Source organism: Streptomyces sp. RLB3-17 (genome assembly GCF_007113425.2).
Classification (GTDB): Bacteria; Actinomycetota; Actinomycetes; order Streptomycetales; family Streptomycetaceae; genus Streptomyces; species Streptomyces mirabilis_D.
Genome location: NZ_CP041610.2, coordinates 3,120,683 through 3,145,697 on the forward strand (window position 1 = coordinate 3,120,683; position 25,015 = coordinate 3,145,697).

General features: G+C 71.2%; 24 protein-coding genes. 12 read left to right on the top strand and 12 right to left on the bottom strand.

Annotated elements, in window-relative coordinates; genetic code table 11:
- Positions 1–114: 114 nt before the first annotated feature.
- Both FNV62_RS14555 and serB read left to right on the top strand, forming a co-directional pair.
- Positions 115–1,875 (top strand): streptophobe family protein, encoded by a 1,761-nt coding sequence (locus tag FNV62_RS14555; protein ID WP_144315273.1) that lies wholly within the window; start codon positions 115–117, stop codon positions 1,873–1,875.
- A gap of 111 nt (positions 1,876–1,986) precedes the next feature.
- Positions 1,987–3,198: a phosphoserine phosphatase SerB gene (gene serB / locus FNV62_RS14560; protein WP_143601244.1), complete on the top strand. Its 1,212-nt coding sequence runs from the start codon at positions 1,987–1,989 to the stop codon at positions 3,196–3,198.
- Positions 3,199–3,292: 94 nt separating this feature from the next.
- Here serB and FNV62_RS14565 read toward each other — a convergent pair whose 3' ends face one another.
- From FNV62_RS14565 to FNV62_RS14575, 4 genes are all read right to left on the bottom strand, one after another.
- Complete coding sequence (locus FNV62_RS14565) at positions 3,293–3,811, bottom strand: SixA phosphatase family protein (RefSeq protein WP_143601245.1); 519 nt, start codon at positions 3,809–3,811, stop codon at positions 3,293–3,295.
- Between the two features lie 65 nt (positions 3,812–3,876).
- Positions 3,877–4,092 (bottom strand): hypothetical protein, encoded by a 216-nt coding sequence (locus tag FNV62_RS14570; protein WP_054232224.1) that lies wholly within the window; start codon positions 4,090–4,092, stop codon positions 3,877–3,879.
- 180 nt (positions 4,093–4,272) lie between these two features.
- A complete protein-coding gene (locus FNV62_RS57075) occupies positions 4,273–4,386 on the bottom strand; it encodes an SGM_5486 family transporter-associated protein (protein WP_097284109.1) in 114 nt (37 codons plus the stop codon).
- Positions 4,387–4,435: 49 nt separating this feature from the next.
- Positions 4,436–5,740 carry a CynX/NimT family MFS transporter gene (locus tag FNV62_RS14575; RefSeq protein ID WP_225900258.1) on the bottom strand — a complete coding sequence of 435 codons (1,305 nt, stop codon included), beginning with the start codon at positions 5,738–5,740 and terminating at the stop codon, positions 4,436–4,438.
- A 111-nt stretch (positions 5,741–5,851) separates the two neighbouring features.
- On the opposite strand from FNV62_RS14575, the gene FNV62_RS14580 reads away from it, so the two are divergent.
- A complete protein-coding gene (locus tag FNV62_RS14580; protein WP_075026115.1) occupies positions 5,852–6,547 on the top strand; it encodes a FadR/GntR family transcriptional regulator in 696 nt (231 codons plus the stop codon).
- Between the two features lie 9 nt (positions 6,548–6,556).
- On the opposite strand, the gene FNV62_RS14585 is transcribed toward FNV62_RS14580, so the two are convergent.
- The 3 genes from FNV62_RS14585 to fabG form a co-directional block, all read right to left on the bottom strand.
- Positions 6,557–6,901 carry a hypothetical protein gene (locus FNV62_RS14585; RefSeq protein ID WP_097284111.1) on the bottom strand — a complete coding sequence of 115 codons (345 nt, stop codon included), beginning with the start codon at positions 6,899–6,901 and terminating at the stop codon, positions 6,557–6,559.
- A gap of 151 nt (positions 6,902–7,052) precedes the next feature.
- Positions 7,053–7,820: an enoyl-ACP reductase FabI gene (fabI, locus tag FNV62_RS14590; protein ID WP_054232228.1), complete on the bottom strand. Its 768-nt coding sequence runs from the start codon at positions 7,818–7,820 to the stop codon at positions 7,053–7,055.
- A gap of 5 nt (positions 7,821–7,825) precedes the next feature.
- Positions 7,826–8,545, bottom strand: a complete 720-nt coding sequence (gene fabG, locus FNV62_RS14595; protein ID WP_054232229.1) for a 3-oxoacyl-[acyl-carrier-protein] reductase — start codon at positions 8,543–8,545, stop codon at positions 7,826–7,828.
- A 228-nt stretch (positions 8,546–8,773) separates the two neighbouring features.
- Here fabG and FNV62_RS14600 point away from each other — a divergent pair, with 228 nt between their 5' ends.
- The 3 genes from FNV62_RS14600 to tyrS are packed head-to-tail and all read left to right on the top strand — an operon-like array spanning position 8,774 to position 13,010.
- Positions 8,774–10,297, top strand: coding sequence for a TldD/PmbA family protein (locus FNV62_RS14600; RefSeq protein ID WP_060902218.1), 1,524 nt, complete (start codon positions 8,774–8,776; stop codon positions 10,295–10,297).
- Complete coding sequence (locus FNV62_RS14605) at positions 10,294–11,697, top strand: metallopeptidase TldD-related protein (protein WP_143601247.1); 1,404 nt, start codon at positions 10,294–10,296, stop codon at positions 11,695–11,697. The genes FNV62_RS14600 and FNV62_RS14605 overlap by 4 nt, the downstream gene beginning before the upstream one ends.
- A gap of 44 nt (positions 11,698–11,741) precedes the next feature.
- Complete coding sequence (gene tyrS / locus FNV62_RS14610; protein ID WP_144315275.1) at positions 11,742–13,010, top strand: tyrosine--tRNA ligase; 1,269 nt, start codon at positions 11,742–11,744, stop codon at positions 13,008–13,010.
- A gap of 124 nt (positions 13,011–13,134) precedes the next feature.
- Here the strand turns inward: tyrS and FNV62_RS14615 are convergent, their stop codons facing one another.
- Complete coding sequence (locus FNV62_RS14615; RefSeq protein ID WP_054232233.1) at positions 13,135–13,410, bottom strand: GlsB/YeaQ/YmgE family stress response membrane protein; 276 nt, start codon at positions 13,408–13,410, stop codon at positions 13,135–13,137.
- Positions 13,411–13,656: 246 nt separating this feature from the next.
- Here FNV62_RS14615 and FNV62_RS14620 point away from each other — a divergent pair, with 246 nt between their 5' ends.
- Entirely contained in the window at positions 13,657–14,064 is a 408-nt protein-coding gene (locus FNV62_RS14620; protein WP_144315276.1) for a DUF3099 domain-containing protein, read from the top strand.
- Between the two features lie 232 nt (positions 14,065–14,296).
- Positions 14,297–14,518 (top strand): hypothetical protein, encoded by a 222-nt coding sequence (locus FNV62_RS14625; protein ID WP_054232235.1) that lies wholly within the window; start codon positions 14,297–14,299, stop codon positions 14,516–14,518.
- 91 nt (positions 14,519–14,609) lie between these two features.
- Here the strand turns inward: FNV62_RS14625 and moaA are convergent, their stop codons facing one another.
- The 3 genes from moaA to FNV62_RS14640 form a co-directional block, all read right to left on the bottom strand.
- Positions 14,610–15,599, bottom strand: coding sequence for a GTP 3',8-cyclase MoaA (gene moaA / locus FNV62_RS14630; protein WP_097284115.1), 990 nt, complete (start codon positions 15,597–15,599; stop codon positions 14,610–14,612).
- Positions 15,600–15,744: 145 nt separating this feature from the next.
- Entirely contained in the window at positions 15,745–17,370 is a 1,626-nt protein-coding gene (locus FNV62_RS14635; RefSeq protein ID WP_060902212.1) for a cation acetate symporter, read from the bottom strand.
- On the bottom strand, positions 17,367–17,723 hold the full coding sequence (locus tag FNV62_RS14640; protein ID WP_054232238.1) for a DUF485 domain-containing protein: 357 nt from the start codon (positions 17,721–17,723) through the stop codon (positions 17,367–17,369). The genes FNV62_RS14635 and FNV62_RS14640 overlap by 4 nt, the downstream gene beginning before the upstream one ends.
- Positions 17,724–18,139: 416 nt before the next feature.
- Here FNV62_RS14640 and FNV62_RS14645 point away from each other — a divergent pair, with 416 nt between their 5' ends.
- From FNV62_RS14645 to FNV62_RS14660, 4 genes are all read left to right on the top strand, one after another.
- A complete protein-coding gene (locus tag FNV62_RS14645; RefSeq protein WP_097284116.1) occupies positions 18,140–19,666 on the top strand; it encodes a S8 family serine peptidase in 1,527 nt (508 codons plus the stop codon).
- Positions 19,667–19,750: 84 nt separating this feature from the next.
- Positions 19,751–21,292 (top strand): S8 family peptidase, encoded by a 1,542-nt coding sequence (locus FNV62_RS14650; protein WP_144315277.1) that lies wholly within the window; start codon positions 19,751–19,753, stop codon positions 21,290–21,292.
- Between the two features lie 78 nt (positions 21,293–21,370).
- Complete coding sequence (locus tag FNV62_RS14655) at positions 21,371–22,753, top strand: CoA transferase (protein WP_144315278.1); 1,383 nt, start codon at positions 21,371–21,373, stop codon at positions 22,751–22,753.
- Positions 22,754–22,897: 144 nt separating this feature from the next.
- Positions 22,898–23,968 (top strand): CopD family protein, encoded by a 1,071-nt coding sequence (locus FNV62_RS14660; protein WP_144315279.1) that lies wholly within the window; start codon positions 22,898–22,900, stop codon positions 23,966–23,968.
- On the opposite strand, the gene FNV62_RS14665 is transcribed toward FNV62_RS14660, so the two are convergent.
- Positions 23,963–25,012, bottom strand: a complete 1,050-nt coding sequence (locus FNV62_RS14665) for a zinc-dependent alcohol dehydrogenase family protein (protein WP_054232242.1) — start codon at positions 25,010–25,012, stop codon at positions 23,963–23,965. The genes FNV62_RS14660 and FNV62_RS14665 overlap by 6 nt on opposite strands.
- Between the last annotated feature and the right edge of the window lie 3 nt (positions 25,013–25,015).

Consider the following 25,015-nt stretch of genomic DNA (forward strand, 5'->3'; position numbering starts at 1 on the left):
GGGCGGGTTGCCCGTTTCCGTTGACGGGGTTGAAACCGGCCCGGAGAGTGGTAATCCCACGCGAGGGGGACATCCGCGGTGATGACACCGCGGCGCGGATCGGGGGGTCTGACGATGAGCATCGACACCGCGAGGCACGGCGGGCGACTGCCGTGGGGGGATGTGCTGTTGTCCGCGATCGCCTCGGTGAGCTGGGCGTTGATCGCGATGGCGGGCACGGCCGCGCTCGGTCTGCATCTGGTCGGCGCCGACGCGGCGGGCTCGCTCGGGCCGATGACCGCGGCGGTGGTGGCTCTTGGGGCCAATGGTGCCGTCAAACCGTCCGGCGACGTGTCGGCCTTCGGTCTGAAGGGAGCGGAGGCGCACACGGCCATACAGATCACGCCACTGGGTGTGGGACTCGTGGGCGCGCTCCTGCTCTCCTTCTTCTTCCTACGCTCCCTGCGCGGGGCGGGAGTTGTGATCGCGCCGTCCGAACTCCTCGCACGTGCGGGCGCGGTGGTCGTGCTGTTCGTGGCGACGCTGGGCGGGCTCGCCTGGGCCGGGCACGACATCATCACGATCGACGGGAGCAAGCTCGGCCTCGACCGGGTGACGGGCGGCGGCGGCCTCGGGAACATCACCGACAAGCTCCCCGGCGGTCTCGGGGACCTCGGCGGACTGCTGCCCGGCAAGATCGGCGACCTGGTGCAGGCGCAGGCGGCCGTGGGCTTCACCGTGGACACGGTGCCCACGCTGCTCGGCGGCGCGGCCTGGGCGGCCGGAATCCTGGTGATCGCCCTGCTCGCCTCCCGGCGCACCCCGCTGCCGCGCGGCTGGGAGGGCGTGCACCGGATGGTGCGTCCGGCCGCGTCCGCGCTGGTCACGGTGGTCCTGGTGGCGGTCCTCGCGGGCCTCGCGGCGGCGGCGTACGCGGCGATCGGCGATCCCCATCCCAAGCTGATCGCGGGCGCCGCGCTGCTGGGCGCGCCCAACGGGGTGTGGCTGGGCATCCCGATCGGCCTCTTCGTGCCCTGGGACGGCAAGGCCACCGGCGAACTCGCCAAGCTGCTCCCCCACCCGCTGGACCGGTTGCTGAGCGTCGACTCCGATCAGCCCGTCACCCTGGGCCGGCTCGCCGAACTCGACGGACGGGTGTGGCTGTTGGGGGTCGCGACCGCGGTGATGATGCTGTTCGCCGGCGTCCTCGCCGCCTCGCGTACGCCTTTTGTACGGGAGCGGGGTGCGGCTTCGGTGGGAACACCGGCTGCTCCCGTTGTAGGAGGAGGGGGTGCCCTCGGTTTCGCCGGGCGCTGCGCTCTTCGGCTCGGCATCGTGACGGCGCTGGCGCTGCCGCTGCTGGCGTGGCTGACGGACGTGTCCGTGGACGCCTCGCTGTCGGTGTTCGGCATCGACGCGTTCGGTGCCGGAATCCGGTTGCACGGGCATCTGGGCATGGCTCTGCTGCTCGGCGCCGTCTGGGGTGCGGGCGCGGGGGCGGCGGGGGCGCTGCTGGCGTACGCGAGCGGGGCCGCGGGACGGCGGGCGGCCCCGCTGGCACTGGGTGACGCGGGTCCCCCGGTGGCCGCGCCCGCCCCTGACCTCCCCCGGGGGCCCGGACCGTACGCCCCGGGCGCGCCGTACCGGCCGGCGAACCCCGACACCAACCCCTATCTGCGGCTGCCCGACGAGCTGCGGGAACCCGACGACGGCCGGCCGGCCGAGCGGCCGCGCTCGCCCGACGACGTGTACGGCGCGCCGACGGTCGTCCGGCCGATGGCGCCGCCACCTGGGCCGCAGAAGCGGCGGCCACGGGGACGCGATGTGCCGCCTCCGCCGCAGCCGCCTCCCGGCCAGGGACCTTCCGCGCCACCGGGGCCGGGGCGGCAGAGCTGATCGTCGTTGCCGGGCAACGCGCTCGACACCACTCCGACACCCAGTGTTCCCCGTCCGCTGGACGGACCTCAGGGGCGCAAGGCACTGGGTGCCGGATACGGTGGAGTCACCATGAGCGCTTCGCAGACCTCCGAGGTCCCCACTCTCCTCGTCAAGATCTTCGGCAAGGACCGGCCGGGTATCACGGCCGGACTCTTCGACACCCTCGCCGCCTACTCAGTCGAGGTGGTCGACATCGAGCAGGTCGTCACCCGTGGCCGGATCGTGCTCTGCGCGCTGGTGACCGAGCCGCCGGCCGGTCTGGAGGGCGATCTGCGGGCCACCGTCCACAGCTGGGCGGAGTCGATGAAGATGCAGGCGGAGATCATCTCCGGCCTCGGCGACAACCGGCCGCGCGGCCTCGGGCGGTCCCTCGTCACCGTGCTCGGGCATCCGCTCACGGCGGAGTCGACGGCCGCGATCGCCGCCCGGATCACCAAGACCGGCGGCAACATCGACCGTATCTTCCGGCTCGCCAAGTACCCGGTGACGGCGGTCGAGTTCGCCGTGTCCGGTACCGGGACCGAGGCGCTGCGCACCGCGCTGGTGACCGAGGCCGCGGCGCTCGGGGTGGACATCGCGGTGGTGGCGGCGGGGCTGCACCGCAGGGCGCAGCGCCTGGTCGTCATGGATGTGGACTCGACGCTGATCCAGGACGAGGTGATCGAGCTGTTCGCCGCGCACGCCGGGTGCGAGGAGCAGGTCGCCGAGGTGACGGCGGCCGCGATGCGCGGGGAGCTGGACTTCGAGCAGTCGCTGCACGCGCGTGTGGCGCTGCTCAAGGGGCTGGACGCCTCGGTGGTGGCCAAGGTGCGCGAGGAGGTGCGGCTGACACCGGGCGCGCGCACGCTGATCCGTACGCTGAAGCGGCTCGGTTTCCAAGTCGGTGTCGTCTCGGGCGGATTCACGCAGGTCACGGACGATCTGAAGGAGCGGCTCGGGCTGGACTTCGCGCAGGCCAACACCCTGGAGATCGTCGACGGGAAGCTGACGGGCAGGGTCACCGGGGAGATCGTGGACCGTGCGGGCAAGGCACGGCTGCTGCGCCGGTTCGCCGCCGAGGCGGGGGTGCCGCTCGCCCAGACCGTGGCGATCGGCGACGGGGCCAATGACCTCGACATGCTCAACGCGGCCGGTCTCGGCGTCGCCTTCAACGCCAAGCCCGTCGTCCGCCAGGCCGCGCACACCGCGGTGAACTTCCCCTTCCTGGACACCGTGCTGTATCTGCTGGGTGTCACCCGCGAAGAGGTCGAGGCGGCTGACATGCACCTCGGCGACCACTAGGGCCTGATCCGCCGGACGGGCCCCGGGGCCCGGACATACGTCGACGGGGGCCCGGCACCGTACTGGTGCCGGGCCCCCGTCCCTGTCGGGTGGGTTACTCGGTCGGCGCCCAGTAGTCGGTCAGCGTGCACACTCCGGGCTCCAGGGATTTCCAGGAGCCCTCGACGGAGAGCACGGCGAAGGCGCCCGTGTGGAAGCCGTGGGCGGCCATCCGGGTGCGGGTGTCGCCCTCGGCCTGTCCGGCCAGCACCTCGGTGAGTCCCTGGATACCGGGGTTGTGGCCGATCAGGACCACGTTGTGCGCGTCGTCCGGGGTCTCGTTGAGTACGGCGATCAGCTCGCCGGGCGAGGCCTCGTAGAGCCGCTCCTCATAGACGGTTTTCGGCCGGTGCGGGAGCTCGTGGACGGCGAGCTTCCAGGTTTCCCGGGTGCGGGTCGCCGTGGAGCAGAGGGCCATATCGAAAGGGATCCCGGTGTCGGCCAGCTTGCGTCCGGCGACGGCGGCGTCCTTACGGCCCCGGTCAGCGAGCGGCCGCTCGTGGTCGGACACCTGTGGCCAGTCGGCTTTCGCATGCCGGAAGAGGACAATCCTGCGGGGTTCTGCGACGCTCATGGGTCCCAGCTTCGCATGAAACACGCCACGCGGCGCTGAGAGTTGACCTGCTCTCCCGGGCGTGCTCAGGGGGTCTGGTGCAGCACCGTCTGCTGGACGCGCTCGAAGAGGTGGGTGATCGCGGGGTCGCCGCCCGCGGCGTGCGCGTCCGCCGGGTTCAGTATCAGCAGGAGCAGGGCGACGAAGGCGAGGGCGGGCAGGGCGAGGGCCCACCAGGGCAGCCGGATGTCCACGCCGCCCGGGGTCGCCGGGTGGGGCCGGGTGTGCGTACGGGCCGACATGCCGCCTCCGTGGGGCCTCGAGTGCTCCGTGGTCCGCGTCCTCGCGGCCACAACTCGAAGGTACGGATTCCCGGGCCGTCAACCCATCCGGTGATCCACCCACTTGACCCTGACACTCACCCCCTAGGGGACAGGGGGGCTAGCCCCACCATCGGCGTCCCAGGGGGCCCGCGGTGGCGGTCAGGGTGAGGCGATCGAGGCGATGATGCCGATGATCACGGTGATGGCCAGCATCGCGCCGAGCACGAGCAGCAGCTTCTTCTGGCCGTTCTGGGGGTTCGGGTCGAGCGCCATACGGCCAGTCTCGCACCCTTCGTCCCCACCTCCGGCCTCGGGGGGGGTCTCAGGCGCGGCGGCCGGGCGCGGCCTCGTCCTCCACCGTGCGGTCCCGGCCGGCCAGGACGCCCACCGCGATCTGCGGGATCATCAGGGCGGCCATGAGCGCGATCGGCAGCCCCCAGCCGCCGCTGTGCTGGTAGAGCACGCCCACGAGGAGGGGTCCGGGGATCGAGATCAGATACCCGGTGCTCTGCGCGAACGCCGACAGCTGGGCGACGCCCGCGCCGGTCCTGGCCCGCATGCCGACCATGGTGAGGGCCAGCGGGAAGGCGCAGTTGGAGACGCCGAGCAGGAGCGCCCAGGCCCAGGCTCCGCCCGCCGGGGCGAGGTAGAGGCCCGCGTATCCCGCGAGGCCGCAGACACCGAGCGCGACCACGATCGGCCCCTGGTGGGGCATGCGGGTGGCGAGGCGCGGGATGACGAAGGCCAGGGGCACGCCCATCACCATCGTGACGGCGAGGAGCAGGCCCGCGGTGCCCGCGGAGACGCCCGCGTCGCGGAAGATCTGCGCCATCCAGCCCATCGTGATGTACGCGGCGGTGGCCTGGAGTCCGAAGAAGACGGCGAGCGCCCAGGCGGTCCGGCTGCGGGTGATGCGCAGTCCGTCGGTTTCCCGCGGGGCGGGGTGTGCCGCCCGTGTCCGCTCGCCGTCGCGGGCATCGGCGCCCGGCGCGCGTACCAGCCCGATCCACGGCAGTACGGCGGCCGCCGCCAGGCCCGCCCACACCGCGAGGCCCGACTGCCAGCCGCCGCCCAGGGCGTCGGTCACGGGCACGGTCACCGCCGCCGCGGCCGAGGTGCCCAGGGCGAGCGCCATCGAGTAGAGGCCGGTCATGGAGCCGACCCGGTCCGGGAACCAGCGTTTGACGATCACCGGCATCAGGACGTTGCTGACGGCGATGCCCATCAGTGCGAGGGCGCTGGCCGCCAGGAAGCCGACCGCGCTCCCGGTGTAGGGCCGGATCGCGAGCCCTGCCGTGATGGCGACCATTCCGGCGCAGACGACCGCGCCGGGTCCGAAGCGGCGGGCGAGGCGCGGCGCCATGACGCCGAAGACGGCGAAGCAGAGCGGGGGCACGGAGGTGAGCAGTCCGGCGACGCTGCCGCTCATGCCGAGCCCGTCGCGCACGTCCCCCAGGAGTGCTCCGAAGCTGGTGATCGCGGGGCGCAGGTTGAGGGCCGTGAGGACGATGCCGACCGTCACGAGCCGCGTCGCCCACGCGCGCGTGGGGTGCGATCGGGGGTCCGTGCTCTCGGCGGAACCGCGTACGGGTGTGGACGTCGTCGTGCCGGTCTCCTCGCTCACCATGAGGCCCATCATAGAATCATGGGATGATTGGTTGTCCAATCGCCTTGCGTTAATCTCCGGATTCTCCGGCCCCGCGCGAACGATCACACCGGGCCCGTACGAAGGACCGTCATGCCGCTGAGCCACCCCCGCCGTTCGGCGCTGTCCGAGCAGGTCATCGCCGAGCTGCGGAACCAGATCACTTCGGGCGAGTGGCCGGTCGGCTCCCGCATCCCCACCGAGCCGGAGCTCGTCGACCAGCTGGGCGTCGCCCGCAACACCGTCCGCGAGGCCGTTCGCGCACTGGCTCACAACGGTCTGCTCGACATCCGCCAGGGCTCGGGCACCTATGTCGTGGCGACCAGCGAGCTCGCGGGCGTGATGCACCGGCGCTTCGCCGACGCCGATCCGCGGCACATCGCCGAGCTGCGCGCCACGCTGGAGTCGAGCGCGGCGAAGCTGGCCGCCGAGCGGCGCACCGAGCGCGATCTGAAGCAGCTCGACGCCCTGCTCGTACGGCGGGAGGAGGCCTGGGAGTCGGGTGACGCGGAGGCCTTCGTGGCCGCCGACGCGACCTTCCACCTGGCGGTGGTGGCCGCGTCCCACAACGACGTCATGACGGCGATGTACGCGGATCTGGGCGAGGTGCTGCGCGACTGGCTGCGCGAGGACGTCGGCGGGAAGCTGACGCCGGAGACGTACATGGACCACGCGCGGCTCGTCGACGCGATCCGCGCGGGGGACGCGGAGGCGGCGGGCGCGGAAGCCGGGGGCTATCCGTTCCAGTGCCGTCCGGGACGGCTCAGGCCCCTGGCCTCCGACAGCTGACGAACACGGTCACCTCTGGTGACTGACCCACGCCGACCGGACCTCCTCCCAGCAGCGGCCGGTCAGCCGGACCGTCATCGCGGGGCCCGCGTCGACCGGGTCGGTGTCGGTGTCGATGTCCCACCAGCGGTCGCACTCGATGTGCAGGGCGACCCGGTCGGTCTCCGGGTAGGGGTTGTGGCAGTACGCGGTCACGTGCGAACCCTGGACCGTGGTGCGACACTCGGCGCCGAAAGGCTGGGGGACGGGGAGTTTTCCGTGCACGACGCGCGTGTGGGGCACCGCGTCGTACGGCAGAACCATCATGAAGGCGACAGCGGCGAACACCGGGGCAAAACGGCGGGACAGGCGCACAACGGGGACCTCCTCGGCCGTACGGCTGCGGGGCGGTGCGTAGTTCCAGCGTGCGCGGTGCGATGCCCGGGACGCCCGGCCGACTAGGCCGAACGGGCGACGCCCCGCTCCCCGCACTGCGGGAAACGGGGCGTCGGCCACATGGGGGAAATCAGGCGCCGATGGCGTGCAGTCCGCCGTCCACGTGGATGATCTCGCCGGTGGTCTTCGGGAACCAGTCGCTCAGCAGGGCGACGACACCGCGGCCGGCCGGCTCCGGGTCCTTGAGGTCCCACTCGAGGGGCGCCCGGGTGTCCCAGACGGAGGCGAGCTCGCCGAAGCCCGGGATGGACTTGGCGGCCATGGAGCCGATCGGGCCCGCCGAGATCAGGTTGGAACGCACGTTCTGCTTGCCCAGGTCGCGGGCGAGGTAGCGGTTGACGGACTCCAGGGCGGCCTTGGCCGGGCCCATCCAGTCGTACTGCGGCCACGCGTACTGCGCGTCGAAGGTGAGGCCGACGACCGAGCCGCCGTTCTGCATCAGCGGCAGGCAGGCCATGGTCAGCGACTTCAGGGAGAACGCCGAGACGTGCATGGCCGTGGCGACCGACTCGAAGGGGGTGTTGAGGAAGTTGCCGCCGAGGGCGTCCTGCGGCGCGAAGCCGATGGAGTGCACGACGCCGTCGAGGCCGCCGAGCTCCTCACCGACGATGTCGGCGAGACGCGCCAGGTGCTCGTCGTTGGTCACGTCGAGCTCGATGACCTTGGTGGGCTTGGGGAGCTTCTTGGCGATGCGCTCGGTCAGCGTGGGCCGCGGGAACGCGGTCAGGATGATCTCCGCGCCCTGCTCCTGGGCCAGCTTGGCGGTGTGGAAGGCGATGGAGGACTCCATCAGCACACCGGTGATCAGGACGCGCTTGCCCTCGAGGATTCCACTCATGGTGATCAGTGACCCATTCCCAGTCCGCCGTCAACCGGAATGACGGCTCCAGTGATGTACGAGGCGTCGTCCGAGGCGAGGAACCGCACCGTCGCGGCGATCTCCTCGGGCTGCGCGTACCGGCCGAGCGGCACCTGGGCGACGATGCCCGCACGCTGCTCGTCGGTGAGCGCCTTGGTCATGTCGGTGTCGACGAAACCGGGCGCGACGACGTTGAAGGTGATGTTGCGCGAGCCGAGTTCGCGGGCGAGCGAACGCGCGAAGCCGACCAGGGCGGCCTTGGAGGCGGCGTAGTTCGACTGCCCCGCGGAGCCGAGCAGCCCCACGACCGACGAAACGAGGACGACCCGCCCCTTCTTGGCACGGAGCATCCCGCGGTTGGCACGCTTGACGACCCGGAAGGCACCGGTGAGGTTGGTGTCGAGGACGGAGGTGAAGTCCTCCTCGGACATCCGCATCAGAAGCTGGTCCTTGGTGACGCCCGCGTTGGCGACCAGGATCTCGACGGGACCGTGCTCGGCCTCGATCTCCTTGTAGGCCTGCTCCACCTGTTCGGTGTCGGTGATGTCGCACTTGACGGCGAGGCAGCCCAATGCGGTGAGGGCGGCCGGCGGCTCACCCGAGCGGTATGTGATCGCGACCTTGTCGCCGGCATCGGCGAAAGCGCGGGCGATGGCGAGGCCGATGCCCCGGTTGCCTCCGGTGACGAGAACCGAGCGGCTCAACGGATCACCCTTTCGATAGCTGTCTGAAACCCCTGCAAGACAGGCGCCTTCCTTGGAAACCTATCGGTCCCCTACGCCTCCCGGAGAATCGGGCACCGACAGTGGCGCGGGGGACTCACTGTCGGATCCCTACAGAAAGCCTCGATGCGCGGAGGGAAAGATGTGGCCCACGGACCCGCCCGCGCGACATGATCGGACCCGACAGGCCACGACAGCAGGGAGACCTCCGTGCCTCATTCCATCGACGAAGCCTTCACGGCACTGCCGCTGCGGGCCCTGGCCGACGCCGCGCTCGCGCGGGCGCGGGCGCTGGGGGCCGAGCACGCGGACTTCCGGTTCGAGCGGGTGCGCAGCGCGTCCTGGCGGCTGCGGGACGCCAAGCCCGCCGGATCGTCGGACACCACGGACCTGGGGTACGCAGTGCGGGTGGTGCACGGCGGGACCTGGGGGTTCGCGTCGGGTGTGGATCTGACGATGGACGCGGCCGCGAAGGTCGCGTCGCAGGCCGTGGCGATGGCGAAGCTCTCCGCCCAGGTGATCAGGGCGGCCGGTTCCGACGAACGTGTGGAGCTGGCTGACGAGCCGGTGCACGCCGAGAAGACGTGGATCTCGTCGTACGACATCGACCCCTTCTCCGTGCCGGACGAGGAGAAGGCCGGGCTGCTCGCGGACTGGAGCGCGCGGCTGCTCGCGGCCGACGGCGTCAACCACGTCGACGCCTCGTTGCTGACCGTCCACGAGAACAAGTTCTACGCCGACACCGCCGGGACCGTGACCACCCAGCAGCGGGTACGGCTGCACCCGCAGCTCACCGCGGTCGCCGTCGACGAGTCCAGCGGCGAGTTCGACTCCATGCGCACGATCGCGCCGCCGGTCGGACGCGGCTGGGAGTACCTGATGGGCACCGGCTGGGACTGGGAGTCCGAGCTCGCGCGGATCCCGGAGCTGCTCGCCGAGAAGATGCGGGCACCCAGCGTCGAGGCGGGGCTGTACGACCTCGTCGTCGACCCCTCCAACCTGTGGCTGACGATCCACGAGTCCATCGGCCACGCCACCGAGCTGGACCGCGCGCTGGGCTACGAGGCGGCGTACGCCGGCACCTCCTTCGCCACCTTCGACCAGCTCGGCAAGCTGAGGTACGGCTCCGAGCGGATGAACGTCACCGGTGACCGCACCGCCGAGCACGGCCTCGCGACCATCGGGTACGACGACGAGGGCGTCGAGGGGCAGTCCTGGGACCTCGTGAAGGACGGCACCCTCGTCGGCTACCAGCTCGACCGGCGGATCGCGAAGCTCACCGGCTTCGACCGGTCCAACGGGTGCGCCTACGCCGACTCCCCCGGACACGTGCCCGTACAGCGCATGGCCAACGTCTCGCTCCAGCCGGACCCCGCGGGGCTCTCGACCGAGGACCTGATCGGGGGCGTGGACCGCGGCATCTACGTCGTCGGCGACCGGTCCTGGTCCATCGACATGCAGAGGTACAACTTCCAGTTCACCGGTCAGCGGTTCTTCAAGATCGAGAACGGTCGGATCACCGGGCAGCTGCGGGATGTCGCGTACCAGGCCACGACGACCGACTTCTGGGGTTCGATGGCCGCGGTGGGTGGCCCGGGGACGTACGTCCTGGGCGGTGCCTTCAACTGCGGCAAGGCCCAGCCGGGTCAGGTCGCGGCGGTCTCGCACGGCTGCCCGTCCGCCCTCTTCAAGGGCGTCAATATCCTCAACACGACGCAGGAGGCCGGTCGATGAGCGCTCGCTCCAGCCAGCAGAACAAGCCGCACGAGGTCGTCGAGCGCGCCCTCGAACTCTCCCGCGCCGACGGCTGCGTCGTGATCGCCGACGAGCATTCGACCGCCAACCTGCGCTGGGCCGGCAACGCGCTGACCACGAACGGGGTCACGCGCGGACGCACCCTGACCGTCATCGCGACCGTCGACGGCCGTGAGGGCACGGCCTCCGGGGTGGTCTCGCGCGCGGCCGTGACCGCGGACGAGCTGGAGCCCCTGGTACGAGCCGCGGAGGCGGCGGCACGCGGCGCGGGGCCCGCCGAGGACGCCCAGCCGCTGGTCACCGGCGTACCGGAGTCCCCCGACTTCACCGACGCGCCCACCGAGACCTCCTCCGCCGTCTTCACCGACTTCGCCCCGGCGCTCGGCGAGTCCTTCGCCCGCGCCCGGGCAGGCGGGCGCGAACTGTACGGCTTCGCCAACCACGAGCTCGTCTCCAGCTATCTCGGTACGTCGACGGGGCTGCGCCTGCGCCACGACCAGCCGAACGGGACGCTGGAACTCAACGCCAAGTCGCCCGACCGGACGCGCTCGGCGTGGGCGGGGCGGTCCACGCGGGACTTCAAGGACGTCGACCCCGCCTCCCTCGACGCCGAGCTCGCGACCCGGCTCGGTTGGGCCGAGCGGCGCGTCGAGCTGCCCGCCGGCCGCTACGAGACGCTGCTGCCGCCGACCGCCGTCGCAGACCTGCTGATCTACCAGATGTGGTCGGCGGCGGCCCGGGACGCGGCCGAGGGCCGGACCGTCTTCAGCAAGCCCGGCGGCGGCACCCGCGTCGGCGAGAAGCTCACCGAGCTGCCGCTGACCCTGCGCAGCGACCCCAACGAGCCGGGGCTCGAGTCCGCGCCCTTCGTGCTCACGCACTCCTCGGGCGACGACGCCTCCGTGTTCGACAACGGGCTGCCGCTGTCGGCGACGGACTGGGTGCGCGAGGGCACGCTGACCCATCTGTCCACCACCCGGCACAGCGCGGGCCTCACCGGGCTGCCCGTCGCCCCGATCATCGGCAACCTGATCCTGGACGGCGGTGAGGACCGCTCCCTGGAGGAGATGGTCGCCGCCACCGAGCGCGGTCTGCTGCTGACCTGCCTCTGGTACATCCGCGAGGTCGACCCGGCGACGCTGCTGCTCACGGGACTGACCCGGGACGGCGTCTACCTCGTCGAGAACGGCCAGGTCGTCGGCGAGGTGAACAACTTCCGGTTCAACGAGTCGCCGGTGGACCTGCTGTCGCGGGCCACGGAGGCGGGGCGCACGGAAAAGACGCTGCCCCGTGAGTGGAGCGACTGGTTCACTAGGGCTGCGATGCCCGCGCTGAGGGTGCCCGACTTCAATATGAGCTCTGTCAGCCAGGGCGTATAACCTCGTACCTGATTCACGAGACCACCCAAGGAGATACGAGAACCGTGACGGACATCGTCGACGAGCTGAAGTGGCGGGGGCTGTTCGCCCTGTCCACCGACGAAGATGCTTTGCGCAAGGCGCTCGCGGACGGTCCCGTCACGTTCTATTGCGGCTTCGACCCGACCGCGGCCAGTCTGCACGTGGGGCACCTGGTGCAGGTCCTCACCATGCGTCGCCTCCAGCAGGCGGGCCTGCGCCCGCTGGCCCTGGTCGGCGGCGCGACGGGCCAGATCGGTGACCCGCGCCCGACCGCCGAGCGCACGCTGAACGACCCGGAGACGGTCGCGAACTGGGTGACGCGCCTGCGCTCGCAGATCGAGCCGTTCCTGTCCTTCGAGGGCGAGAACGCCGCGGTCATGGTGAACAACCTGGACTGGACGGCCGGCCTGTCGGCCATCGAGTTCCTGCGGGACATCGGCAAGCACTTCCGCGTCAACAAGATGCTGACCAAGGACTCCGTGGCCCGGCGCCTGGAGTCCGAGGAAGGCATCAGCTACACGGAGTTCAGCTACCAGCTGTTGCAGGGCATGGACTTCCTGGAGCTGTACCGACGCCACGGCTGTACGTTGCAGCAGGGCGGCAGCGACCAGTGGGGCAACCTCACCGCGGGCCTGGACCTGATCCACCGCCTGGAGCCGCACGCCAACGTGCACGCGCTGGCGACACCGCTGATGACCAAGGCGGACGGCACCAAGTTCGGCAAGACCGAGGGCGGCGCCATCTGGCTCGACCCCGAGATGACGACGCCGTACGCGTTCTACCAGTTCTGGCTGAACGTGGACGACCGCGACGTCTCGACATACCTGCGGATCCTGTCCTTCAAGTCCCCCGAGGAACTGGAAGAGCTGGAGCAGCAGACCGAGGAGCGCCCCCAGGCCCGCGCCGCCCAGCGCGCGCTGGCCGAGGAGCTGACGACGCTGGTGCACGGCGCCGACCAGACGGCCGCGGTGATCGCCGCGTCCAAGGCTCTCTTCGGCCAGGGCGAGCTGACCGGGCTCGACGGGAGGACGCTGGCCGCGGCGCTCTCCGAGGTGCCGCACATCCAGGTCGCCGAGCTCGGCCCGGTGGTGGACCTCTTCGCTGAGGTCGGCCTGGTGGCCAGCAAGTCGGCCGCGCGCCGCACGGTCAAGGAGGGCGGTGCCTACGTGAACAACGTCAAGGTCACCGCCGAGGACGCGGTCCCCGCCAAGGAGGACCTGCTGCACGGTCGCTGGCTGGTACTGCGCCGGGGCAAGAAGAACCTGGCGGCGGTGGAGGTCACCGAGGCCTAGACACGAGTCGCCGAGGCCCGGACACGGGTCGCTGAGGCCCGGACACCATGAGGGGCGGTTTCCCGTGCGGAGACCGCCCCTTCGTCTTCGTCGTACCTGATCAACCGGGCTTCGTACCCGCCCGTCAGGCTTTCTGCTTGTTGCCCCGCAGCGCCATGTACGCCATGTCGCCGAGGAAGACGATGATGATCGCGGCCACGAGCTGGAAGGCGTGGCGGCTCCAGTCGATGCCTCGGGTCTCGGCGACGCCGAGAGCCCGGGCGATCGCGTTGCCGACGATGGCTCCGAGGATGCCGAAGATGGTGGTCAGCCAGAGTGGGCTGTGCTGCTTGCCCGGAAGGATCGCCTTGGCCAGCAGGCCGAGCACGAAGCCCACGATGATCGCCCACAACCAGCCCATGTCTGCCTCCTAGTACGGCTCTACGTGAGCATTACGCCCAGTCTCGGCGTGTGCGCCATACGGCGCATGTCGGGCGCGGCCGTACGCGGTACGGCGCATCATGTCCCCCCAGGACGGACCCGCCCCGGTCTCGAAGGCGACGCAGCCGCGGCGTAACGTGGAACGTGTTCGGGCCTGCTTCCCAGACCGGGTTCGGACCGGGTACGGGCCGGGGAGAGTCCGACACAGAGCAGGTGGTGGAACGTGATGCGGAAGCAGAGCAAAAGCCAGGTCTTCCGGATCACCGGGGCCAGGCAGGGGCTCGACGAGGACGTCCGCGGCAGGCAGCGCCGCTATGTCATCTCGATGTCCGTCCGCACGGTCTCCGTGATCCTCGCCGCGACCCTCTGGAACGTGGAGCGGCACGTCGCCATCGTCGCACTGGTGCTCGGCATACTCCTCCCCTACATCTCCGTGGTGATCGCCAACGCCGGACGGGAGAACACGCCGTCGCTGCCGTCGACGTTCGTCAACGTGCCCGGCCCCGCGATGATCGCGCCGCCGCGCCCGGACGCCTCCGCGGAATCCGTCCCGGAGGACGTCGTGACCGACCCCGGGGTGCGTCCGGGAGGCGGCCCGCACGAGCGGGCCGAGCCCGACTCGACCCTCACCTGACCACGGGGGATCCGCCGAAAACGGAATCCGATCGCGCACCAAGCTCAAGAAAAGCTCAGATCAATCATGTTGTTCAGGTGCCGGGCAGCGGGCTAGCCGTGACATACTTCGTACGCGCTCCGCATCCCCCGTCGGAGCGACAGACCGACGCCGGGCAGCTCCCCCCGTGGCTGCTCGGCGTCGCCTTTTCGGGGCCGTTTAGGGTTGAGGCGTGACTTTCCCGCTCCCCGACATGACCCCGGCCCCCAGCACTCCGCAGTGCTCCGCCAAGGGCTGCCGCACCGATGCCGTGTGGGTGCTCGCCTGGAACAACCCGAAGCTGCACACGCCCGAGCGGCGCAAGACGTGGCTCGCCTGCGAGGAGCACCGCGAGCACCTCTCCACGTTCCTCGACGTGCGGGGCTTCTTGAAGGACGTGGTGCGGCTGGAGGACTGGCAGGAGCCGGAGGGCTGAGCGGTTCTGGAAGTGCGGGTCGTCCGTGGCTGGTCGCGCCCACGCGGCGGAGCCGCATGTGTCACAGCCCCGCGCCCCTGAAGGGGCGCTCTCAGCCGCCGATCGCGGACATCGGTCTGGTCGGCTGGAGGAACGACGGGTCGTCCAGGCCCGAGCCCGCCTTCTTGCCCCACATCGCGAGGCGCCAGATGCGGGCGATCTCCTCGTCGGGGGCGTCCGAGCGGAGGGCGGTGCGCAGGTCGGTCTCCTCGGTGGCGAACAGACAGTTGCGTATCTGGCCGTCGGCCGTCAGGCGCGTACGGTCGCAGGCCGCGCAGAACGGGCGGGTGACCGAGGCGATCACGCCGACGCGGTGCGGGCCGCCGTCCACGAGCCAGCGCTCGGCCGGGGCCGAACCCCGCTCGTCGGCGCCCTCCTCGGTGAGCGCGAAGCGCGTCCGCAGCGAGGCGAGGATGTCGCCCGCGGTGACCATGCCCTCGCGCTTCCAGCCGTGCTGGGCGTCCAGGGGCATCTGCTCGATGAAGCGCAGCTCGTAGTCGTGCTCCACGGCCCAGGCCAGCAGGTCGGGGGCCTCGTCGTCATTGAGGCCCGGCATCAGGACGCAGTTGACCTTGACCGGGGTCAGGCCGGCGTCGCGGGCGGCTTCGAGGCCCGCGATGACGTCCTGGTGGCGGTCTCGGCGGGTGAGGGCCTTGAAGACATCGGGGCGCAGGGTGTCCAGCGAGACGTTCACCCGGTCCAGGCCCGCGGTCTTCAGGGCGGCGGCGGTGCGTCTGAGGCCGATGCCGTTGGTCGTCAGGGACATCTGGGGGCGGGGTTCGAGTGCGGAGACCCGCTCCACGATGCCCACGATGCCGGGGCGCAGCAGGGGTTCGCCGCCGGTGAAGCGGACCTCGGTGATGCCGAGGCGGGTGACCGCGATCTCGATGAGACGGACGATCTCGTCGTCCGTGAGGAGGTCGGGCTTGGCCAGCCACTGCAGGCCCTCTTCGGGCATGCAGTACGTACACCGGAGATTGCACCTGTCCGTCAGTGAGACGCGCAGGTCGGTGGCCACTCGGCCGTAGGTGTCGATGAGCACGTGGGCCCCCTCCCTCGTTGCGGATCACTTCTACTCGACACGACCGAGCCTACGTGACGTGACTGACATCAACCCCGGCCGGATCCCACGAGACGCGGCGCGGCCGCGTCGTAGGGATCTACGACGCGGCCGTCGGCGAGGGGGATCAGTGTGCTCCGGTGCCCGTCAGGGACCGCACCTCCAGCTCGGCGTACTTGCCGGCGTCCGGCTCCTCCTTGGACAGGAGCGTGCCGAGCCAGCCCAGCAGGAAGCCGACCGGGATCGAGATGAGGCCCGGGTTCTCCAGCGGGAACCAGTGGAAGTCGACGTCGGGGAACATCGAGGTGGGCTTGCCCGAGACCACCGGCGAGAACAGCACCAGTCCGACCGCCGTGACCAGACCGCCGTAGATCGACCACAGCGCGCCCTGGGTGGTGAACCGCTTCCAGAAGAGGCTGTAGAGGATCGTCGGCAGGTTGGCGGAGGCGGCGACCGCGAAGGCGAGCGCGACGAGACCGGCGACGTTCAGGTCGCGGGCGAGGGCGCCCAGCAGGATGGACACGGCGCCGATGCCGACCGTCGCGTAGCGGGCGGCGGTCATCTCCTGTTTCTCCGTGGCCTGCCCCCTCTTGATGACGTTCGCGTAGATGTCGTGCGCGAACGAGGAGGACGAGGCCAGGGTCAGGCCGGCGACGACGGCGAGGATCGTGGCGAAGGCGACGGCGGAGATGGAGGCGAGCAGGATGGCGCCCCAGTTGGAGTCGACGCCTCCCAGGTGCAGTGCCAGGAGTGGCGCGGCGGTGTTGCCCGCCTTGTTGGAGGCGATGATCTCGTCGGGTTTGATCAGCGCGGCGGCGCCGAAGCCGAGGGCGAGGGTCATCAGGTAGAAGGCGCCGATGAGGCCGATCGCCCAGTTCACCGACTTCCGCGCGGTCTTCGCCGTGGGCACGGTGTAGAAGCGGATGAGGATGTGCGGCAGGCCCGCGGTGCCCAGGACCAGCGCCATGCCCAGGGAGATGAAGTCCAGCTTGGTGGTGGACGTGGCGCCGTACTTGAGGCCGGGCTCCAGGAAGGGCGCGCCCTTGCCGCTGTTGTCGGCGGCCTTGCCGAGCAGGTCGGAGATGTTGAAGTTGAACTTCAGCAGCACCAGGAAGGTGAGCAGCAGGGCGCCGATGATCAGCAGGACGGCCTTGACCATCTGGACCCAGGTGGTGCCCTTCATGCCGCCGATGGTGACGTACACGATCATCAGGACGCCGACGAGGGCGACGATGCCGATCTTGCCGCCGTCGCTGGTGATGCCGAGGAGCAGCGAGACCAGGACGCCCGCGCCGGCCATCTGGGCCAGCAGGTAGAAGATCGACACGACGATGGTGGAGGTGCCCGCGGCCGTACGGACCGGGCGCTGGCGCATCCGGTACGCCAGGACGTCGCCCATGGTGTAGCGGCCGGAGTTGCGCAGCGGCTCGGCGACCAGGAGGAGGGCCACCAGCCAGGCGACCAGGAAGCCGATGGAGTAGAGGAAGCCGTCGTACCCGAAGAGGGCGATCGCGCCCGCGATGCCGAGGAACGAGGCCGCGGACATGTAGTCGCCGGAGACGGCCAGGCCGTTCTGGAAGGCGGTGAACTGTCGTCCGCCCGCGTAGAAGTCGGCGGCGTCCTTGGTCTGGCGGCCCGCCCAGACGGTGATGACGAGGGTCGCGGCGACGAACACCGCGAAGAGGGTGATGATCAGCGGCCGGTGCTGGCTGGCCTCACCGGCGGCGAGCACGGTCGTCTGTACGGGGCTCATGCGTCGCCCTCCAGCCGGGACTTGATGGCCTCGCCCTTGGGGTCGAGCTTCGCGGCGGCGTACCGCGAGTACCACCAGGCGATGAGGAACGTGGTGAGGAACTGGGCGAGCCCGAGGACCAGGGCGACGTTGATGTTGCCGACCACCTGGGTGCCCATGAAGTCGCCCGCGTAGTTCGAGAGCAGGACGTACAGCAGGTACCAGGCGATGAAGGCGACGGTCAGCGGGAAGGCGAAGGAGCGGTGCGAGCGGCGCAGTTCGGCGAACTCGGCGCTCTCCTGCACCTCGACGAACTGCTCGGTCGAGGGCAGCCGGGGATCGGCCTTCGAAGGGGGCGGTGCGTCGGTAGCCACGAAGTCTCCTCGCGTTGCGGGTGCGGTTACGACGGTGGACGGGGGCGAGTCGGGGCTCGCGGACGGGGACGGCTGGGGTGCGGACATTCGGTTGCGACCTCACAGTGACCTGAATCACGTAACCGAGAGCGACGGATTTGCTCCGGTGCGTGATCCAACAGGGGGCTCGATCGTCCTCGGGCTCCCTGCTCAAGGTCACGGCGCCACGCGTGGACCGGTTCAACTCCCCCGACTTCTTTCGGAAGTCATCTCCGGAAGTCATTGCTGGCCAGCTGGGACGGGAGATAGCTTCGGCCTGCAGTACTCGTCATGCACCTGCCGAAGCGCTACCCGCACCAGCCTCAGCACCCTCACGCACCTGCCCGAGCACCACCTGTGTTCGGGCGGCTTTCGTTTCCGGATGATGTGGAGATCCCATGGCTCATCTGCGTTCCAGACGTCGCCTCGCCCTCGCGGTGCCGGTCGTCCTGTCCCTCACCGCCTCGCTCGGTTTCCTGCCGGGCGCCGCGTCGGCCGCCCCGCTGACCGCGTCCGCCACGACGAGCGCGGACGGCCCCAACCTCGCGTACGTGGTCAACACCAGGACGGACCACCGCACCATCGAGTCGGTGGAGAAGGCGATCTCCGCGGCGGGCGGCACCGTCGTCATCGCCTACGAGAAGATCGGCGTGATCGTCGTCCATTCCGCCAACCCGGACTTCGGCAAGCAGATCCGCGCCGTGCGCGGGGTGCAGTCGGCGGGCGCGACCCGGACCGCGCCGCTGACGGCCGCGGGGACGACGGACGAGGGCGCGGCGCAGATGCTGTCCGCCGCCGAGGCCGCCAAGGTCTCCAGGACCGCCGCCGCGGGCGAGGAGCCCCTGGAAGCCGACCAGTGGGACCTGCGCGCGATCGGCGCCGACAAGGCCGCGAAGACCAACCCGGGCAGCAAGAACGTGACCGTCGCCGTGATCGACGTCGGCGTCGACGACACCCACCCGGACATCGCCCCGAACTTCTCCCCCTCGCAGTCCGCGAACTGCGTGGGCGGCAAGCCGGACACCACGTACGGCGCGTGGCGCCCCGTGGACGCCGACCACTACCACGGCACCCATGTCGCGGGGGAGATCGCCGCCGCCCGCAACGGCATCGGGGTCGCGGGCGTCGCGCCCGGAGTGAAGGTCTCGGGCATCACCGTGGCCGAGCCGGACGCGAGCCAGCTCTTCTACCCCGAGAGCGTCGTCTGCGCCTTCGTCTTCGCCGCCGACCACGGCGTGGAGATCACCAACAACAGCTACTACGTGGACCCGTGGCTCTACAACTGCCTCGACGACCCCGACCAGAGGGCCATCGTCGACGCCGTCAACCGGGCCCAGCTGTACGCCCAGAAGAAGGGCACCCTCAACGTCGCCGCGGCGGGCAACTCCAACGACGACCTCGACTCGAACGCCCTCGTCGACGCCTCCAGCCCCGACGACTCGACCGCCGTGACCCGCACGGTCGACCCGCACAAGTGCTTCGACGTACCGACCCAGCTGCCCGGCGTCGTCACGGTCGCCTCGACCGGCGTCACCGGTGCCAAGTCGTACTTCTCCAGTTATGGCAAGGGCGTCATCGACGTCGCCGCGCCGGGCGGCGACAAGTACCAGATCCCGGACACGCCGTCGAAGAACGGCCGCATCCTGTCGACGATGCCGAACAACCAGTACGGCTTCCTGCAGGGCACGTCGATGGCGACGCCGCACGTCGCGGGCGTGGCCGCGCTGCTGAAGTCCAAGTACCCCTGGGCCTCGCCGGCCCAGCTCCAGGCGCTCCTCAAGGCCGAGGCGGACAACCCGGGTTGCCCGACCGCCCCCTACGACGGAAACGGCGACGGCGTCGTGGACGCCACCTGCGTGGGCGGCAAGCACGTGAACGGCTTCTACGGAGCCGGGATCGTCAACGCGCTGCGCGCGGTCAAGTAAGTCCCGCCAAGTAAGTCCGGCCGAACGTCACATGAGCTTCCGCACGGCTCGTACCGCTCGTACCGCGAATGAACTGGAGACTCCATGACCGCGCCTCACAAGCGCTCCCGTCGCGCCATAGCCCTCCCGCTCGGGATGGCCACGGCGACAGCCCTCGCCTTCCTGCCGAACGTCAGCGCCTCGGCGGCCGACACCGACGGCTCCGCCACGCGGACCGCCACGACGACGGCGGACGCGACCGCCCTCAGCTATGTCGTCAACGTCCGCCCCGGGCACGGCACTTCCGCCTCCGTGAAGAAGGCCATCGCCAAGGCGGGCGGCACGATAGTGACGTCGTACGACCAGATCGGCGTGATCGTCGTGCACTCCTCGAACGCCGACTTCGCCAGGACGATCCGCGGCGTACGCGGCGTGCAGTCGGCCGGCAACACACGCAACGCGCCGCTGCCCGCGCAGTCGACCACCGACATGGGCGCGCCCCAGGTGCTCACCGCGGCGCAGGAGAAGGCCGCGAGCGCCGAGGCCGCCGCCGGGCAGGACCCGCTGGAGTCCCTCCAGTGGGACCTGCCCGCCATCAAGGCGGACAAGGCGCACGAGAAGACCCTCGGCAGCAGCAAGGTGACGGTCGCCGTGATCGACACCGGTGTCGACGACACGCACCCCGACATCGCGCCGAACTTCAACCGCGACGCCTCGGTCAACTGTGTGACGGGCAAGCCGGACACCACCGACGGGGCCTGGCGGCCGACCGCCGCGGAGAGCCCGCACGGCACGCATGTCGCGGGCGAGATCGCCGCCGCCAAGAACGGCGTCGGCATCACCGGAGTCGCGCCCGGCGTGAAGGTCGCCGGCATCAAGGTGGCCACGACGGCCGGCTACTTCTACACCGAGGCCGTCGTCTGCGGTTTCGTGTGGGCCGCCGAGCACCACGTCGACGTGACCAACAACAGCTATTACACCGACCCCTGGTACTTCAACTGCAAGGACGACCCGGACCAGAAGGCCCTGGTCAACGCGATCACCCGCGCTTCGCAGTACGCGGAGCACAAGGGCACCGTCAACGTCGCCGCGGCGGGCAACGAGAACTACGACCTGGCCGCCGACTCGATCACCGACCCGGTCTCCCCGAACGACGGCACGCCCTCGGACCGGGTGATCGACCCCTCCAAGTGCTACGACATCCCCACCCAGCTGCCGGGTGTGGTCACCGTGGCCGCGACGGGCGCCAAGGGCATCAAGTCGTCCTTCTCCAACCACGGCCTGGGCGTCATCGACGTCGCAGCGCCCGGCGGCGACTCGACGCGCTACCAGACCCCGGCACCGCCCGCCACCAGCGGTCTGATCCTCGGCCCGCTGCCCGGCGGCACGTGGGGCTACATGGCGGGCACGTCGATGGCGTCCCCGCACGTCGCGGGCGTCGCCGCCCTCATCAAGTCGACCCACCCGCACGCCTCCGCCGCCCTGGTGAAGGCGCTGCTGTACGCGGAGGCCGACGCCACGCCGTGCACCGACCCCTACGACATCGACGGCGACGGCAAGGTCGACGCGGTGTGCGAGGGCACGAAGAACCACAACGGGTTCTACGGCTGGGGCACCGTCAACGCGTTGAACGCGGTCACTGAGTGACCGCGTGAGCGAGGGGGCCGGGCGGTTGCCCCGGCCCCCTTTCCCATGTTGATCCAGTACACCCGGCATAGTGCCGTCATGACTCGTACGGACTTCGCGTGGGCCGCTCTGGGCGGCGACCCCGCACTCGTCTCACTGATCTCGGCTGTCGCACGGGAGGGCGTGCTGCCCGCACGACTGCCGGTGCGCGGGACGGCCCGGGCATGTGTCGCGGTCTGTGCCCTCGCCGGGGCCGAACTGACCGCAGGGCGCACCGGAGGGAAGATGCCCGAGGTGCGCGTGGACGACGGGGCCGTCGCCACCGCCTTCCACAGTGAGCGGCATCTGCGCGTCGACGGTCGTGAGCCGGTCAACTTCGCCCCGCTGTCCCGGTTCTGGCGGACGGCGGACGGCTGGGTCCGCACCCACGCGAACTATCCGCACCACCAGAAGCGGCTGCTGGGCGCGCTGGGTGTGCCGCAGGGCCGGGGCTCCCTCACCGAGGTGGTCGCCGAGGTGCTCGCCGAGCGGCCGGCCACCGAGGTGGAGGAGACGGTGTACGCGGCCGGCGGACTCGCGATCGCCCTGCGCTCGCCCGGCCGGTGGGCGGCGCACCCACAGGGGCGGGCGATCGCCGCGCACCCGCTGGTGGCCCGCGAGCGGCTGGACACGGCACCCGTACGACCGCTCGCCCCGCTCGCCGGGGATCCGCTGCTGCCCGCCGCGGGCGTGCGCGTGCTGGACCTCACCCGGGTCATCGCGGGCCCGGTGGCCACCCGCACGCTCGCTCTCCTTGGCGCGGACGTCCTGCGGATCGACAGCCCGCGCCTGCCCGAAATCGACGACCAGCACGCCGACCTGGACTTCGGGAAGCGTTCCGCCACGCTCGACCTGTCGGCGCGCGGGGATCGCTCGGCCTTCGAGGAGCTGCTCGCCGAGGCCGATGTCGTCGTCACCGGGTACCGGCCGGGCGCACTGGACCGGTTCGGGCTCTCCCCGGGGGCACTGGCCGAGCGGCGGCCCGGTCTGGTGGTGGCGCAGTTGTCGGCGTGGGGCGACTACGGGCCGTGGTCCGGGCGGCGGGGCTTCGACAGTCTGGTGCAGGTCGCCACCGGGATCGCGGAGATCGAGGGGTCGGCGGAGCGGCCGGGTGCGCTGCCCGCGCAGGCCCTCGACCACGGCACGGGGTACCTGCTGGCCGCCGCGGTGCTCCGGTCGCTCACCGAGCAGGCCCGGGAGGGCGGGACACGGCTCGTCCGGCTGGCGCTCGCGCGGACGGCCGCGTGGCTGATGGACGGGTCGGCGCACCGGGACGAGGAGCCCGCCGACACCTCGTACGAACCGGGCCCCTGGCTCGCCGAGACCGACAGCGACCTGGGCCGGCTCAGGTACGCACGGTCGCCCGTCTCCTTCGCCGGCGGGCCCTTCGACTGGGCACGGCCGCCGGGACGTTGGGGGACGGACCCGGCCCGGTGGGCCTGAGCCGGCTGGTCGCTTCGGGAGACGATCGCGCCCGTCGGGCGTGAGCGAGGGGTCGACCGGAAACGTATCTATGGGCGGAATGCCTAACCACCGCTTGTTTCCCTGCACTTGCCCGGTTCTGTGCCGACTGGTGAAGATCCTGGGGTGACCTTGATACGACCGACAGCCGAGACAGCGGGCGCGAGTGGTCCGGTGCGGCGCCCCGCCGCCGGACGCGCCGTCGCCCTGCTCGTCCTGGTGGCCGTGGCCGCGCTGATCCCGCTGCTCGGTCCGCGCCCCGCGCTGGACGGCACCGGCGAGGCGGCCGCTCCCGGCGTCGGCGGCATCGCCCTGCTGCGCGCGGCCTTGTTCGCGGCGCTGTGCGTCCCGGTGGGCGAGCTGTTCGCGGCCCGGCTGGCCCGCCTGGTGCCGGGCGCGCCGCTGGAGCACGCGCCCCGCAGCTGGGCGCCCTCCGCCGCGGCGGTCGGGTTCCTCGCCGCGCTGGGGCTGGCCTCGGTGGTGTCCACCGGCAACCTGCTGCCGCACCACCTCTCCGACATGGACGTCGGCGGGCTCTACCAGAGCCGGGACGGCAAGCTCGCGCTCCTGGAGGTCAACGCCTTCCTGGCCGCCGGGCTCTGCGCCCTCTCGCGGAGACCGGCCGCGCAGGTGTGGCCACTGGCCGCGGTGGCCCTCGCGGAGGCGCTGCGCGCCCACCCGGCGCCGGAGCACGGCCCGCTCGTCGGCTCCGGTCTGACGCTCGTTCACGTGACCTGCGCGGCCCTGTGGACGGGCGGCCTGCTGCATGTACTGCGGATGCTGCGCACCTGGCGCGCCGCTTCGGAGGCGGAGGCCGCGGAGCCGACGGGGACGGCCGAGACGGCGGTTTCGGCGGACGCGGCCGGCGCGGCGCTTCTGGGCCTCTACGCGCGCGTGGCCGCCGTCCTGTTCGCGGCGCTCACCGCGACGGGCGTGTGGAGCGCACTGCGCCGGATGCCGCCCGGCACGGTCCTGGACCAGCTGACGGCGACGTCGTACGGGCGCACCCTGCTCGCCAAGCTGGTGCTGGTGGCCGCCGTCGCCGTGCTGGCGCTGCTCGCGCGGCTGCGGCTGCGCCGGGCCGCCGACCGGCTCAGCGCCTGTGTGCCCGCTCGCGCGGAGGTGGTGGCGCTGGGCCTGGTCGTGGCGGTGTCGGGGCTGCTGACGGCGCTTCCGCTGCCGATCAGGTGGTCATGAGCCGTTGGTGACGAGCACCTTGAGGGCGGTGCGCTCGTCCATCGCCTTGTAGCCGTCGGGCACGCCTTCCAGACCGACGGTCATGTCGAAGACGGGCGACGGGTCGATGGTGCCGTCCAGGATGTCGGGCAGCAGCTCCGGGATGTACGCCCGCACCGGCGCCACACCGCCGCGCAGCGCGACGTTCCGGTCGAACATCACGCCCAGGTCGAGGCCCGTGCCGCTGCCGTGCGGCACGCCGACGAAGCCGATGGCGCCGCCGTCGCGGGTGATGTTCACGGCCGTCCGCATGGACTGCTCGGTACCGACCGCCTCCACGACGGCGTGCGCGCCCTGGCCGCGGGTCAGCTCGCGGACGGCCTCGACGGCCGCCTCGCCGCGTTCGGCGACGACGTCCGTGGCACCGAAGGCGCGCGCGATGTCCGTACGCGCCTGGTGGCGTCCGAGCGCGATGATCCGCTCGGCGCCGAGCCGCTTGGCGGCCAGCACGGCGCACAGCCCGACGGCGCCGTCCCCGACGACCGCGACGGTGGCGCCCTTGCGGGCTCCCGCGCCGAGGGCCGCGTGGTGACCGGTGCCCATGACGTCGGAGAGCGTCAGCAGGGCCGACAGCAGGTGGTCGTCGGAGGCCGCCTCCTTGGGCAGCTGTACGAGGGTGCCGTCGGCGAAGGGGACGCGCACGGCCTCGCCCTGACCGCCGTCGTAGCCGACCGCGCCCCAGAAGCCGCCGTGCTCGCAGGAGGTGGTGAGGCCCTCGCGGCAGTAGTCGCAGACGCCGTCCGACCACATGAAGGGCGCGACGACCAGGTCGCCGCGGCGGACGCCGGTCACCTCGGAGCCGGTCTCCTCGACGATGCCGAGGAACTCGTGCCCGATCCGCTGCCCCGCCTGCCGTGCCGCCTCGCCCCGGTAGGCCCACAGGTCGCTGCCGCAGATGCAGGACCGCAGCACCCGTACGACCGCGTCGGTGGGCAGTTGCACCAGGGGTTCGGGGACGTCCTCCACGCGCATGTCGTACGGGGCGTGGATGGTGGTGGCGCGCATGAC

Coding starts and splice junctions, on each gene's coding strand:
- FNV62_RS57075 (WP_097284109.1), bottom strand. CDS start 4,386: ATGGCGCTCGACCCGAACCCCCAGAACGGCCAGAAGAAGCTGCTGCTC.
- FNV62_RS14605 (WP_143601247.1), top strand. CDS start 10,294: ATGAGCGCTCGCTCCAGCCAGCAGAACAAGCCGCACGAGGTCGTCGAG.
- FNV62_RS14645 (WP_097284116.1), top strand. CDS start 18,140: ATGGCTCATCTGCGTTCCAGACGTCGCCTCGCCCTCGCGGTGCCGGTC.
- FNV62_RS14555 (WP_144315273.1), top strand. CDS start 115: ATGAGCATCGACACCGCGAGGCACGGCGGGCGACTGCCGTGGGGGGAT.
- FNV62_RS14580 (WP_075026115.1), top strand. CDS start 5,852: ATGCCGCTGAGCCACCCCCGCCGTTCGGCGCTGTCCGAGCAGGTCATC.
- FNV62_RS14565 (WP_143601245.1), bottom strand. CDS start 3,811: ATGAGCGTCGCAGAACCCCGCAGGATTGTCCTCTTCCGGCATGCGAAA.
- serB (WP_143601244.1), top strand. CDS start 1,987: ATGAGCGCTTCGCAGACCTCCGAGGTCCCCACTCTCCTCGTCAAGATC.
- FNV62_RS14615 (WP_054232233.1), bottom strand. CDS start 13,410: ATGGGCTGGTTGTGGGCGATCATCGTGGGCTTCGTGCTCGGCCTGCTG.
- FNV62_RS14570 (WP_054232224.1), bottom strand. CDS start 4,092: ATGTCGGCCCGTACGCACACCCGGCCCCACCCGGCGACCCCGGGCGGC.
- FNV62_RS14620 (WP_144315276.1), top strand. CDS start 13,657: ATGCGGAAGCAGAGCAAAAGCCAGGTCTTCCGGATCACCGGGGCCAGG.
- FNV62_RS14625 (WP_054232235.1), top strand. CDS start 14,297: ATGACCCCGGCCCCCAGCACTCCGCAGTGCTCCGCCAAGGGCTGCCGC.
- fabI (WP_054232228.1), bottom strand. CDS start 7,820: ATGAGTGGAATCCTCGAGGGCAAGCGCGTCCTGATCACCGGTGTGCTG.
- FNV62_RS14655 (WP_144315278.1), top strand. CDS start 21,371: ATGACTCGTACGGACTTCGCGTGGGCCGCTCTGGGCGGCGACCCCGCA.
- FNV62_RS14665 (WP_054232242.1), bottom strand. CDS start 25,012: ATGCGCGCCACCACCATCCACGCCCCGTACGACATGCGCGTGGAGGAC.
- FNV62_RS14575 (WP_225900258.1), bottom strand. CDS start 5,740: ATGGTGAGCGAGGAGACCGGCACGACGACGTCCACACCCGTACGCGGT.
- FNV62_RS14635 (WP_060902212.1), bottom strand. CDS start 17,370: ATGAGCCCCGTACAGACGACCGTGCTCGCCGCCGGTGAGGCCAGCCAG.
- FNV62_RS14650 (WP_144315277.1), top strand. CDS start 19,751: ATGACCGCGCCTCACAAGCGCTCCCGTCGCGCCATAGCCCTCCCGCTC.